Origin of the sequence: Luteibacter sp. 9135, assembly GCF_000745005.1 — a bacterium.
GTDB lineage: Bacteria > Pseudomonadota > Gammaproteobacteria > Xanthomonadales > Rhodanobacteraceae > Luteibacter.
The window spans coordinates 4436004-4449184 of the sequence record NZ_JQNB01000001.1 but is presented as its reverse complement, the minus strand read 5'-3'; the positions used below and the strand labels follow the sequence as shown (position 1 = coordinate 4449184).

Genomic DNA, 13181 nt, shown 5'->3' with positions numbered 1-13181 from the left:
CAGAATAAATACTGGTTTCCGGTCTTCACGCTGTGCTCACCGGTTCGGCCGTTAACTCTTCACATTTGTGAATCAGCGAAGGAGTGGAGCGATGAGCAACCGCGATGAACAGGCAGGCCTGATCCTTCTGGTCGAAGACAACCGCCAGATTGCCGAGATGGTCGGCGAGTTCCTCGAGCGCAGGGGTTATTCGGTCGACTACGCCGCCGACGGCGTCAGCGGTCTCCACCTGGCCGTTTCCAACAGCTACGACGTGATCGTTCTCGACCTCATGCTTCCGGGCATGGATGGCCTGGATGTGTGCCGCAAGCTTCGCAAGGACGGCAAGAAGTCCACGCCGGTGCTGATGCTCACTGCGCGCGACACGCTGGAAGACAAGCTGGTCGGCCTCGAGGCCGGTGCCGACGATTACCTGGTCAAGCCCTTCGAAGTGCGTGAACTGGAAGCGCGCCTGCGCGCCCTGATCCGCCGCGACCGTCGTCAGGTCTCATCCGAAGTGCTCAACGTCGGCGACATGACGCTCGATACCGCCACGCTGCGCCTCACGCGCGGCGGCCAGGAACTCACCGTTTCGCCAATCGGCCTGAAGCTGCTGGCCATACTCATGCGCGAATCGCCGCGTCGATGGAAGGCAGCAAAACGCGGGGAACCATCCGGCGGGGCTCGTTCAAAGCCCGTATCGCGGTGGTTTTCGTCCTGCAGACCCTCGTCGTCGTCATCGCATCGCTGATGGCGGCGAACAACGTGGCGCCGATCGGTGCCGCGATTGCCATCATGCTTTCGTCGGGCGGTCTGGCGTGGCTCGCCGTGTCCCGGGAGTGGATGCCGGTCGAGGCACTGGCGCGCCTGCTAGACGGCTGGGACCCGGATCGTCCGGACATGGCGGGGCTGCACGAGCAGAGCGGACGCAAGTCCGACGGCGACGTGTCGCGGCTGGTGCGTGGACTGCACGGCCTGGCTTCGCGCATCGAAGGCTACAGCGAGCGCGAGCGCAATTTCACGCGTGACGCCAGCCACGAACTGCGCAGCCCGCTCACGGTCATCAAGATGTCGTCGGACATGCTGGCCGACGAAGCAGACCTCTCCGAATTCGGGCATCGCTCATTGGAACGCATCCGGCGCTCCACACGCGAGCTCGAGGCGCTGGTCGAGGCCTTCCTCATTCTTTCCCGTGAGTCCGACCAGGGGCTGGCCGAAGAAGACTTCGTGGTCAACAAGGTGTTGCGCCAGGAAGTGGATTACGCACGCGAGTTGATCGCGGGCCGCCCGGTCGAACTGGTGCTGGACGAGCCGGCCACGTTTGCCTTGCATGCGTCGCCGCGTGTGTTCGCGGTGCTGTGCGGCCAGCTCATCCGGCATGCCTTGCAGCAGACCGATCAGGGCACGGTGGTGGTCACCGTCATGCCCGGCAGCGTCAGTGTCATCAATCCCGCGGTGGACGCGCCGGAACCGGGCACGCGCCGGCATGCGTCGGTCAATCCGCATGGATTCGACCTGGCTATCGCGCGGCGACTCTCGGATCGCTTCCAATGGCCGTTGGAGACCCGTTCGCTTCCGGGCGCCAACCGCGTGTCCAGCGTCCGCTTTCCACATCCACAGCCCGTCGAGGCCTGATTCCGTGCCGAGCGCTGTCGCGCAAGGCGCGGTCAGGTCTCGTCCGGCCGCTCGCGCACGGGGTGCTTGCTGAGCTTGCGTTGCAACGTGCGCCGATGCATGCCGAGGCGACGCGCCGTTTCCGAGATATTGCCTTCGCATTCGGTCAGCACGCGCTGGATGTGTTCCCACTCCAGGCGCCGCAGCGGCAGCGGGGCATCTGGTGCGTCGGCGAAGTCGTCTGAATCAAGCGGGCCGGAATCGCCATCGAGCAGGGCGCGGACCACGGCATCCGCATCCACGGGCTTGGCCAGGTAGTCGTGCGCACCGCGCTTGATCGCCTCGACCGCCGTGGCGATCGAGGCGTAACCCGTCAGCAGCAACACGCGCATGTCCGGCACCAGCGACTGCAGTTCCGGAATCAGGCGCAGGCCGTTCTCGTCGCCCAGTTTCAGGTCGAGCACGCAGTAACGCGGCTGGTGACGGCGGGTCAGGGCACGCGCGTCGTCGGCCGTATGCGTCGTGATCACCTCGAAGCCGCGGGAGGTGAGGGCGCGACCGAGCACGCGGGCAAACGTGGCGTCGTCATCGACGATCAGCAGCGGGCGTCCGCCCGGCGGAACCAGCTCGTTCATGTGTGATCTCCAATGACCGAAAGGGGGAGGCGCAGACGCATTCTGGCGCCGTGCCCTGTATTGCTGGCGGCAAGCTCGCCGTCGAGTCGCTCGGCCGTGGCCTCGGCCAGCGCCAGGCCGATGCCCAGGCCAGTGTCCTTCTGCGACAGGCCCAGCGTGCCCAGTTCGTCGAACTCGTCGAACCCCGGGCCTTCGTCCGTCACGACCAGCTCGAGCCACGCGCCGACGATGCCGATGGACAGCGACACGGCCGTGCTGTCGTTCATCGCGGACGCGTCGGCGGCGTTGTTGAGCAGGTTGATCAGGGCGTGGCGTAGCCCGGGCGGTGAGCGCAGGGCGACGCGGCCGGCGCCGGGTTCCACGGAAAGGGCTACCTCGGCCTCAGGCCGCAGAAGCTGGAAGCGTTCCAGGCAGCCATGGATGAACTGGTCCAGGGTAACGCGCTCCGGCACCTGCGACAGCTGTGCCTGGCCGAAGGCCACCATCTCGCGCAGGATGGTGCGGCAGCGCTCCACCTGGCCGTCGAGCAGGTCGAGGTCGTCGCCCAGCGCGTTGTCGCCGGCGTGCTCGCGGCGGATCTCCGGGAGCAGCGTGCGCATGGTGGACAGCGGCGTGTTGAGCTCATGCGCCGCGCCCGCCGCTTGCGTGGCGATGGCCAGGATGCCCTCGTCGCGGAGGGCGCGCTCGCGCACCCGCTGCACCTCGCCCTGTTGCAGGCGGATCGCCTTGGCCAGGTTGCTGATGAACACGCCCAGCAGCACCGCCATGATGACGAAGTTGACGCCCATGCCCGCCACGTACAGGTCGAAATCGCGGCCCTTGTCACCCAGGGTGGGCAGGGGCAGGTGATAGGGCACCAGCAGCACGTACGCCACGCCGGTGAGGATGGCGACCAGTGACACCCCGGCGATCGACAGCGCGGCCGCCGACAGCGCGATCGGCACCAGCAACAGGGCGACGAAGGGATTGGCGGCGCCACCGGTGAAATACAGCAGGTAGCCCAGCACCAGCGTGTCGGCGGCGATATGCACGATGGCCTCGCCCTCGCTCACTTTCCACGGCATGCCCAGCCGGAACGCCGCGGCGGCCGCGAACACGGCCAGCACGCACACGCCGATCATCAGCGGCAACAGCGGGACATCGAGCTGGAGCAGGGTGACGCAGGAGAGGATGGCTACGCTCTGGCCCGCTATGGCGCAGAGGCGAAGCCAGGCAAGCGTGCGCGCAAGCGCGAAGGGACCGGAGCGTGACGATGGCGAGTGCAGGGTGTCGCTCACGGTGGCAGGATCTCGTTGAAGTCACGAGGGCCGCCCACTGGGGCGGCCCTCGTCGCGTTACAGGTCTTCGTTGTGTACCGGGGGTACCGGCGGCACGTTGGCCAGGGCATGGTTGAGCGACAGCTTCTTCATCAGCGGCAGCATCGCCACGGCGATGACGACGCATCCCACGCCGACGAAGCCCAGCTTGTTGAACAGGCTGGTGTAGATGCGCAGGGATTCCAGCGGGTCGGTGATGTTGTCCGGGATGGCCGCATAGTTGGCGACCACGCTGCCCATGTACTGGGCGACACCGGATGCGACGTAGTAGGCGCCCATCATGAAGCCGCCCATGCGCGCAGGCACATAGCGGGCGATCATCGCCAGGCCCAGGCCGCTGACCAGCACCTCGCCCAGCGAGTAGAAGCCGTAGCCCCAGACCATGTACCAGGACGAGATCTTGCCGGCGACCGCGGTGGTCGCACCCAGGCCGTACATGAAGAAGCCCACGGCCACGGCGACGAAGCCGAGGGCGAACTTGGCCGCGACCGGGAAATCCTTGCCGCGACGGCCCAGCGCGTTGTAGATCCAGACCAGGATCGGCGAGAGGATCACGATCCAGATCGCGTTGAGCGACTGGAACTGCTCGGGAATCCACGTGAGGATGTGCCACCCGAACAGGCTGAAGTCCAGGTCGACATTGCGCTGCGCGAACAGGTTCAGCGAGGTCGACATCTGCTGGTAGAAGATGAAGAAGAAGATCGTCTGCACCGTGAGCACCAGGGCGGCGATCAGGCCGGCCCGCTCGCCCTGCTGGCTGGAGCGGATCAGGTGCGCGAAGATGCCCAGGATGACCACGCCGGCGATGTATACGCAGGCCTGTGCCACGCCCTGGTTCTGCAGGATGTACGCCGAGGCGGCGATGATCAGGATGCCGGCACCGACGATAGCCAGCACGTTCTTCATCACCGGCGGCACCTCGTCGGGCGTCGAGCCGACGTGGGCCAGCGTGCGGCGCATGAAGAAGTAGTTGACCAGGCCGAGGATCAGGCCGATGGAGCAGACGCCGAACGCGGTATGCCAGCCCAGCGCATCGCCGTAGTGCTCGCCCACGTAGTCGCGAATCCAGGGCGTGAGCAGCATGGAGATGGTCGAGCCGACGTTCACCGCCATGTAGTAGATGGTGAACGCGCTGTCGATCTTGACCTCGTCGCCTTCATAGATCTTGCGTACCAGGTTGCCGGCGTTGGGCTTGAACAGGCCGTTGCCGAGGATGATCACGCCCAGCGCGATATACAGGAACGAGGTGTTCTCGGTCGGAATCCACAGCAGCGCGTAACCGACCATGAGCACCACGGCACCGGTGAGCATGGTGCGGCGGGTACCCAGGAACCGGTCGCCGATCCAGCCGCCGATGGCCGGGGTGGCATAGATCAGGGCGGCGGCCGCGCCCCAGACGAGGTTGGCGTCGACATCGGGAAAGCCGAGCTTCTTCACCATATAGGTGACCATCAGCACCTGCATGCCGTAGAAGCCGAAGCGCTCCCACATCTCGATGAGGAAGACCGTGCTGAAGGACTTGGTCTGTGAAATGGGCGGGTTCTGGGTTGCCATGTATTTTCCGGACGCATTGGAAACAGCGAACGGGCCCGCAGGCCCGCTCCCATCGTGGCGACCGAAGAACGGGGCCACAGCTTTTCAAGCGTAATACAAATGCTCCGCCGGGTTGTGCTGCAGCGCCAGAGGGGCGCGGCGATTCACCACGGCAGGCCGCGGGCGACACGCCCGGCCGCCGGGCGGGCGGCCTATGGCATGATGCGAGGCTGTTTCGTGACCTCCCAGGCCGGCGCCATGTTCCCGATCCCGTTTTCCCCGTCCGTTTCCGGCGCCTGATCCCTCATGGCCACCACCATCCCTCGCGGCCCGCGGCAGATCCTCGCGGCCTTCCAGTGGTCCATGAAGGGCCTGAAAGCGGCGTATCTCCATGAGGCCTCCTTCCGGCTTGAGGTATTTCTCGCCGTGGTCGTCGTCCCGCTGGGGCTGTGGCTGGGGCACGGGGGCGTCGAGAAGATCGTCCTGATCACCTTCCCGATCCTGGTGCTGTCGGCGGAACTGCTCAACTCCGCCATCGAGGCCGTGGTCGACAAGGTCAGTCCGGAGTTCCATGAACTGGCTGGCCGGGCCAAGGACATGGGTTCCGCCGCGGTGTTCCTGCTGCTGGTGATGGTGATGATCAGCTGGGGCCTTATCCTGGTGCCGCGCTGGCTGGGTTGAGCCGCGTCGCCGACGTATCGTCCGCTTTCACCGCCTTTGGGTTAAGTTGTGCCCCGCACACCCAAAGGAATCCGCGCCATGAAAAACGTTCTTCGTGCTTTTGCCCTCGTCGCCCTGGCGGGTTTCCTGTCCGGGTGTGGCTATAACGCCATCCAGCGCGAGGACGAAGGAGTCAAGGCCGCCTGGTCCGAGGTGCTGAACCAGTACCAGCGCCGCGCCGACCTGGTGCCCAACCTGGTCAATACCGTGAAGGGCTACGCCCAGCACGAGGAGCGCGTGCTCACCGAGGTAACCAACGCCCGCGCCCGCGTCGGCTCAACGCAGATCACCCCGGAGCTGGCCAACGATCCCGCGGCCCTGGCCAAGTTCCAGGCGGCCCAGGGCCAGCTCAGCGGCGCCCTGTCACGGCTGATGGTGGTCAGCGAGAACTACCCGCAGCTGAAGGCCGACGGCTCGTTCCGCGACCTGCAGGCCCAGCTGGAAGGTACCGAGAACCGCATCACGGTGGCGCGCAACCGGTACGTGCAGGCCGTGCAGTCCTATAACGTGCTGATCCGCTCGTTTCCCAACAACCTGACGGCCAAGGTCATGGGCTACCAGGTGAAGCCGAACTTCAGCGTCGAGAACGAGAAGGCCATCTCCACCGCGCCAACCGTCGACTTCGGCTCGACCCCGGCGCCGGCACCCGGCCAGGCCCCGGCCCCGGCGGCTTCGGCCGCTCACTGATGCGGCGGCTGGCCGCACGGCTGTTGCTTGCCGTTGTCCTGCTGGCGCCGCCCCTGGCGGTGTCGGCGGAAGATGCGGTCGTGCCGACGCTGTCGCGGCATGTCACCGACCTGACGGGCACGCTGTCCACCGACCAGGTGACCCAGCTTGACGCACGCCTGGTCGACCTGGAAAAGACCAAGGGGGCCCAGGTGGTCGTGTTGATGGTGCCGACCACCCAGCCGGACGACCTGGAGAGCTACTCGCTGAAGGTGGCCGAGGCCAACAAGGTGGGCCGCAAGGGCTCGGACGACGGCGTGCTGCTCCTGCTGGCCAAGGAAGACCGGCGCGTGCGCATCGAGGTCGGCTACGGGCTCGAGGGTGCGCTTCCCGACGCCATCGCCTCGCGGATCATCCGTGAGTACATGGCGCCCAAGCTGCGCAGCAACGATTACTACGGCGGCATCACCGAGGCGCTCAACGCGATCACCCAGATCGTGCAGGGCGAGGCGTTACCGGCGCCCGTCGCTCCGGACGAAAGCCACGAGCGACGGCGTGGCGGCGGCAGCCTGCTGCTTCCCCTGATCTTCGGTGTGCTGATGCTGCGCGGTGTGCTCGGTCGCGCCCCGCTGGCGGTTCGTGCGCCTCTCGGCGGCCTGGTAACGGGCGGCCTGGGCTGGCTGTTCCTGCATTCGCTGCTCGGCGGCGTGGTGGGTCTGGTGGCGGGTGCGCTGTTCATGGCTATCCCGCTAGGCAGCGGTCGCGATATCGGCGGCGGTGGCTGGGGCGGCTTCGGCGGGTTTGGTGGTGGCGGCTTCGGCGGTGGTGGTGGAGGTTTCGGCGGTGGTGGCGGTGGCGGCTTCAGCGGAGGCGGCGGCAGCTTTGGTGGTGGCGGTTCGTCGGGGAGCTGGTGATGGTGATGCAACGGATTGTCAGCAACCTGTTCGGCGCCTGGTTCCAGATGAACCGGCAATTCCCGGCCGCCACGCTGGATGCCATCGCGAAAACCGTCGCGGCGGGGGAGGTCACCCACCGAGGCGAGTTGCGTGTAGTGATCGAGTCGCGCTTGCCGCTGTCGTCGGTACTTGCCGGTGTCACCGCACGGGATCGCGCCGCCATGCTGTTTTCGCACCTGCGCGTATGGGATACCGAGGACAACTCGGGTGTGCTGCTGTATGTGCTGCTTGCCGAACACCGCATCGAGATCGTCGCCGATCGGGGCATCTCGCGTCTGGTCTCCTCACCGGAGTGGGATGCCATCACGGCACACATGCGCGATGAATTCGCCCGCGGCCGTTTCCGCGAGGCGGTGCAGACGGGCGTGGCCGAAGCGGGCGCGTTGCTGGCACGGCACTTTCCGGGCGACGGCCGACCGCGCGAGAACCAGTTGCCCGATCGTCCGCTGGTGCTCTGATCCTCTGGGCGCCCGGCGGATGAGAAAGTTCGTCGGCATAGAATAAATCGGAAAAATAGGACTTTCTTGCCTGGGACGCGCTGATTCGGCGTGCCGCTGGCGCATCCTTGCGATCCGATTTTTCAGTGACGGATCACCGGACGATGAGTGGCAAGACCAAGGCGACGACGCTCGCCATCCTCGCAATGCTCGGCGCAGTGGGCGGGGAATACCTGGCGGGCTTTCTTACCTTATGGGCCTTGCAGTTGGCCCAGGTACCGCTGGAAGCGATCACGTACTGGCAGTACTTCCGCGCGCTGGATCTGCCGCAGTTCGCACCGTATGCCGCGAAGATCAAGCTGTGCGGCGTGGCAGGCTTCGGCGCGCCGCTGGTCGCATGGCTGCTCGTCCTCGTTACGCTGCTGCGCGGGCGTGCCGAGTCCATGCACGGCGAGGCGCGCTTCGCGAAGCTGTCGGACCTGAAGAAGGCGGGCCTGCTCAAGCAGACACCGCAGAGCATCCTGCTCGGCAAGTTCCGCGGGCGTTACCTCTGGCTGGGCGGTGCGCAGCACGTCATCACGATCAGTCCGACCCGATCGGGCAAGACCACGAGCATCGCCATTCCCGTGCTGCTCTCCTACCAGCAGTCGATGGTGGTGCTCGACCTCAAGGGTGAGCTGCATAAGGCCACCAGCGGCTGGCGCGAGCAACAGGGTCAGCTCATCCGCGTGTGGGCGCCCTACGACGAGAACGGCGACACGCATCGCTTCAACCCCATGACCACGCTCGAGGGCATGAGCCCGGACAAGCGCATCGGTGAAATCCAGACGATCGCCGCCATCCTGTATCCCGACCTGCCGGGCGGCGATCCCTTCTGGACGTCGCAGAGTCGTGCCGCCTTTACGGCGTTCACGTCGTATCTGTTCGAAGCGTGGGAACACAAGACGGCGCGTCGTGCCGTTGTCCAGGGGCAGGGGGCGCCGGGCGCGAAGCAAGAGGCACCGCTGTTCCCCAGCTTCGAACGCGTGCTGCGCTTTTCCAGCGGCGAGCACCACGGGAGCACCCGGGAAACCCTCGAGCAACTGCTGAAGGATCCCTCCTATGACTACATCAGCTCCCAGACCCGAACGGTGTTCGGCAACCTGGTGGGTCTGGCCGAACAGACCTTCTCTTCAGTCATCGCCTCCATGCACGCGCCACTGCAGCAGTTCCTGAGCCCCATCCTGGCCGCCGCCACCAACGCCAGCGACATCGACGTGACCAGCCTGCGCAAGAGGCTGACCACGCTCTACGTCATCATTCCGACCAACAAGCTGGACGAGAGCGCGAAGCTGCTGAATATCTTCTTCAGCACCGTGATCGGCAACAACCTCGGCAGGCAGCTTGGTGAAGACCCCGAACTTCGTTACCAGATGCTGATGCTCATGGACGAGTTCACCGCCATGGGCCGGGTCGATGTATGGGCCAAGCGCATTTCCATCTCCGCCAGCTATGGCGTGCGTGACCTGTGCATCGTGCAGAGTCGGGCGCAGCTACGGGCGGCCTATGGCGATCACGACGCGGAGAACTTCATTACGAACCACGGTGCGCAGGTGGTGTTCGCACCGCGCGAGCAGGCCGACGCCAATCAATACAGCGAGATGCTCGGTTACAAGACCGTTCGCAAGGAACACCGCAATACCAGTCGCGGCAGTGGGTCGCATCAGGTCTCGACCAGTCACAGCGAGGAACGCCGGGCGTTGTTGTTGCCGCAGGAGATCAAGGAGCTCCCGGGTGATGAGGAGCTGATCTTCTATGAAGGCTGCAAGCCGATTCGTGCGCGGAAGAACTGGTTCTTCAAGGACAAGATGTTCCGCGAGCGGGCGGGGGTGGCGCCTGTGCGCGTGCGTAGGGAGAAGAGCGCTCCGCTGCCTGAACCTGGTCGTCCGGCTGGTGAGCGAGGAACTGGGCCGGTGTTGGATGCGTTGCGGCAGACGTCCAGCGGGGCGTAGTGGGACGGGAGCGAGGTAGAAATGACAAATGATGAATCCTTGCCGGGGCAGACGCGATCATCATCGCTTCGTGCGGTACACAAGTTGGGAACGCCCGATCCTCTGTACGACTTGCGTTTGCAGCGGGAATTGGAAATAGCCAATGCGCGTACGCGAATCGAGTTGGGTGCTGCGGGAGGTTGCGTGGCTGAAGATCCGAAGCGGAAGCCTTGCATAGCTGACCCGGTAACTCTGGAAAAACCGAAAGACAGGGAAAGGGAGGGTGGAGAAATGAGTAGTTATCAAAAACTCGCTACGGCAGTGGCGCTATGCGTTGCGACTGGCTGTGCTTCTGATGGTCATGAAAATCCAAGGAGAGGTCATGAGGCAGGTCGTCATGTTTTCGATGGTCCGCGAATCGATCGTAGATACATTCCGCCCACCATAAAAAATGGCAAATTGATCATGCCTTTCTTTGACCACAGCTTTTCTGCTAGTTGCTACGACACACTTGCCTGTCGTGTTCTGTATGAGAATTCTTATGTCGTTAATGAGGAAGAGCCGTCTGGCCCTCTCACGCCTGTGATTCGTAAGAACCTCAGAGGTGGTTGGGGTAGTCTCGACTTTCCTTCGACAGCGCATGTCGCATGGACCTCGAAAGATGGTGAGGCGCACGAAGAAGATATTGACATTGAAGAAATTTTTAAATCAAAGTTGGTTCTTTATTCGCCTGAACTGGATGTGCGCGATGTAAATCTTCATGCCTACTACAGGACGCCCGACATCATTCTAGTTATTGAGAACAGATCGATTTACGTATACCTCAAAACCCTGATTCCTCTAATTAAGCCAGTCGATCCAGGAAATATACATAGCAACGGTCGTGTCGAAATGGTCATGGCGTACACGAAGACGCTTTAAGAAGAGGACACGGAAGTGAGTGAAAAGCACAAGCGAAACACGCAGGGCCGTCTGGTCGATGATGTAAGAGTCGATTCGATGAATCGGTATGACTATTCGGCGTATGAACTAGCCTCAAGTGAAATGCGGGCAATGGAAGTGCCGCGGATGTTCGAGGCTTCCAACCCTCATGCCCGGTTATACGTAGCAAATTTTGACGGTACGGGGAACGACAAGGAAGAAGATCCAGAGCACGCGACAAATGTCGCGGTGCTTCACGATAAGCTGGAAATGGCGCATCGTCGTGATCCTCGTATCGTTTCGGATTATATAAAAGGTGCTGGTACCCAAGATAATCGGGTTTCCAGAACGGTTGATGGACTCACAGGTCGGTCATACGACGAGCGGATCGAATGGATGTATCAGAAGTTCGCGATTCAGGCGAGCGAATGGCTTGTCGACGATCCCGACGCTGACATACGCGTGATGGCTACAGGTTTTAGTCGAGGTGCAGAGCAAGCCGCTGGCTTTATCCGCATGGTTCACGAACGAGGCATTCAGGACTACAGCGATTATAAAGAAGTCAGCGACTCTCTCGGCTATGACAGCATCAAGTGGACCCGCCGGGCCGTTCGAGAGCCCGGCAAGACGCTGATGAGCGAAATCCTGTTCGATCCAGTGGGGACGGGAGCGCCAAACGACCACGATCGACAGCCTACCTCGTCGACAGTATCGGGCTTGCAGATCACGGCACGCGACGAGCGTCGTAACGCTTTCCCGTCTACGCAAATCCTGCCGCCTGGCCGTTCGGCGGATGGGCGATTCGTAGGTGTGACCGTCCCCGGCGCTCACTCCGACATTGGCGGAAGCTATCACCAGAACGGCCTGTCGACGCTCAACTTCAACATGGCTGCCGATTTCCTGAACGCGCACAGCGACGTACCACTGGTGAGCCGGCTACCGGAGCCGACCGACCCCAGCATGTACGTGATTCACCACTCCGAGGACCACATGTGGTTCTACGGCACGTCGGAGTTCAGGCAGCACGGTCACCGCGACATCATGGGCTCGCAGGCTTCGCCGCCGCATTGCGTGGATGTTCGCGAGGTCATTGCGTGCGCACCACCCGATCCCTTCGATCCAAGCCTCGCGTCGCAGGTCGGTCCGCGCTATACCGTCGGCGTGCATGGTGATGGCGTCGGCGCTGCGGTTTTCGACCGACCTGCCAAGCTGAGCGAACCTTCTCATACCGACCATGCCATGTATCAATCGGTCAGCGTGCAGATCCTGGAGTTGCATGTGCGCTCCGGCTTCGATCTCGATCCGGGTCAGGTGGACCGTCTGGCGGCCGGGCTCGTCGACGAGGCTAAGCGTCAGGGCATGACCGAGATCACGGATGTGCGCTTCGGCGGGGAGATCGGTCCGGGTCGGCCGAGCTTGCAAGCCATACAGACGTCATCCGACACGCTGGGCGTCCCGGTTTCGCGGTCGGCCAGTATCGATGCCTTGCAGGCGCTGGATACGGCGCGAGATGCAGCGGTTCGGCAGCGGGATAGTGACGTTCCGTCGATGGCGCCGCTGCCGGAGGCGACACCGGAGCCAATGCGTTCCCGGTCGATGGACCATGAAGAGCCGCAACTCATGGCTCGTGCCGCCAACGCCGAGCGCGGGAACGCCGCCTTTGTCCTGCCCGATGTTGCACAGCCCCACGGCGCACAATCCCACGAGGTACAGCCTGAGCGCCAAGGCTCGAACGCCATCCGCAGCCTCCAGCAGAACCTCAACACCCTCGGCATTCGCGACATGGCAGGCAAGCCGCTGGCAACCCACGGTGAACTCGATATGGCGACACAGACGGCGGTCGCTCGCTTCCAGTCCGCTCATGCCTTGCCGGTCACCGGGAGGGCGGATGACGCGACGCAATCGATGGTGCAAGGGCAGGCCTTCATCGCAGAACTGAGATCGGCGGGGCACGTAGGCATCGGCATGGAGAACCGCGTCGTCGAGCCCATGCAGCACTCGCGAAGTAACGCGGAGCGTGACGGCCCTGCGGCGCATCCGATGGATCGAGCCGTGATCGCTTCACCGCAAGCATCACCTTCCCGCAACGACCCCCGTCATCCTGATAGTGCGCAGCACGCTCTTTATAACGAGTTGCAGCAACGGCTGCCGGAAGCGTCGGAAGATCGCCTGCTTCAGTTCACCGCCGCCTGCCACCAGAACCGCATTGCCGCCGGCGGCCTGGACTATGTCCACCTCGATGGTGAGCGCATGCGGCTGGTTGTGGATTCCAACGATCCGATGGCGACACCGGCAAAGATCGATCTGAGTCGGCCGCCGCCCGAGGCAGCTCAGTCGATACAGCAGATCGGTGATGTTGATCGGCAGAGGGAGCAGATGACGCAGCAGATGGCGCAGGCGCAGCAGCAAGGTGCGTCGATGGTTCAGTGAGGGG

The 13181-nt window shown here is 63.6% G+C and carries 12 protein-coding genes; 9 read left to right on the top strand and 3 right to left on the bottom strand.

Annotation, left to right across the window (positions count from 1 at the left end):
* Nucleotides 1-91: 91 nt before the first annotated feature.
* Together FA89_RS18900 and FA89_RS18895 are read left to right on the top strand one after the other, a co-directional pair.
* Nucleotides 92-730 carry a response regulator transcription factor gene (locus tag FA89_RS18900; RefSeq protein ID WP_240003939.1) on the top strand — a complete coding sequence of 213 codons (639 nt, stop codon included), beginning with the start codon at nt 92-94 and terminating at the stop codon, nt 728-730.
* A complete protein-coding gene (locus FA89_RS18895) occupies nt 685-1614 on the top strand; it encodes a sensor histidine kinase (protein WP_240003938.1) in 930 nt (309 codons plus the stop codon). Before FA89_RS18900 ends, FA89_RS18895 begins: the two co-directional genes overlap by 46 nt.
* 32 nt (nt 1615-1646) lie before the next feature.
* On the opposite strand, the gene FA89_RS18890 is transcribed toward FA89_RS18895, so the two are convergent.
* Genes FA89_RS18890 through FA89_RS18880 form a run of 3 tightly spaced genes read right to left on the bottom strand, consistent with a single transcriptional unit; the run spans nt 1647 to nt 5098 of the window.
* Entirely contained in the window at nt 1647-2228 is a 582-nt protein-coding gene (locus FA89_RS18890) for a response regulator transcription factor (protein WP_036143233.1), read from the bottom strand.
* A complete protein-coding gene (locus FA89_RS18885) occupies nt 2225-3505 on the bottom strand; it encodes an ATP-binding protein (RefSeq protein WP_240003937.1) in 1281 nt (426 codons plus the stop codon). Before FA89_RS18885 ends, FA89_RS18890 begins: the two co-directional genes overlap by 4 nt.
* A gap of 57 nt (nt 3506-3562) precedes the next feature.
* Nucleotides 3563-5098, bottom strand: coding sequence for a peptide MFS transporter (locus FA89_RS18880; protein ID WP_036143232.1), 1536 nt, complete (start codon nt 5096-5098; stop codon nt 3563-3565).
* Between the two features lie 285 nt (nt 5099-5383).
* Between FA89_RS18880 and FA89_RS18870 the strand changes: the two genes are divergently transcribed.
* From FA89_RS18870 to FA89_RS19475, 7 genes are all read left to right on the top strand, one after another.
* On the top strand, nt 5384-5758 hold the full coding sequence (locus FA89_RS18870; protein WP_036143228.1) for a diacylglycerol kinase: 375 nt from the start codon (nt 5384-5386) through the stop codon (nt 5756-5758).
* Nucleotides 5759-5836: 78 nt separating this feature from the next.
* Nucleotides 5837-6484 (top strand): LemA family protein, encoded by a 648-nt coding sequence (locus FA89_RS18865; RefSeq protein WP_185754471.1) that lies wholly within the window; start codon nt 5837-5839, stop codon nt 6482-6484.
* Nucleotides 6484-7377, top strand: coding sequence for a TPM domain-containing protein (locus FA89_RS18860; protein ID WP_036143227.1), 894 nt, complete (start codon nt 6484-6486; stop codon nt 7375-7377). The genes FA89_RS18865 and FA89_RS18860 overlap by 1 nt, the downstream gene beginning before the upstream one ends.
* A 5-nt stretch (nt 7378-7382) precedes the next feature.
* Nucleotides 7383-7877: a TPM domain-containing protein gene (locus FA89_RS18855; RefSeq protein ID WP_343123040.1), complete on the top strand. Its 495-nt coding sequence runs from the start codon at nt 7383-7385 to the stop codon at nt 7875-7877.
* Nucleotides 7878-8020: 143 nt separating this feature from the next.
* Nucleotides 8021-9847: a type IV secretory system conjugative DNA transfer family protein gene (locus FA89_RS18850; RefSeq protein WP_081916773.1), complete on the top strand. Its 1827-nt coding sequence runs from the start codon at nt 8021-8023 to the stop codon at nt 9845-9847.
* 21 nt (nt 9848-9868) lie between these two features.
* Nucleotides 9869-10747 carry a hypothetical protein gene (locus FA89_RS20410; protein WP_185754469.1) on the top strand — a complete coding sequence of 293 codons (879 nt, stop codon included), beginning with the start codon at nt 9869-9871 and terminating at the stop codon, nt 10745-10747.
* 15 nt (nt 10748-10762) lie between these two features.
* Nucleotides 10763-13177: a phospholipase effector Tle1 domain-containing protein gene (locus FA89_RS19475; protein ID WP_081916771.1), complete on the top strand. Its 2415-nt coding sequence runs from the start codon at nt 10763-10765 to the stop codon at nt 13175-13177.
* Nucleotides 13178-13181: the final 4 nt, after the last annotated feature.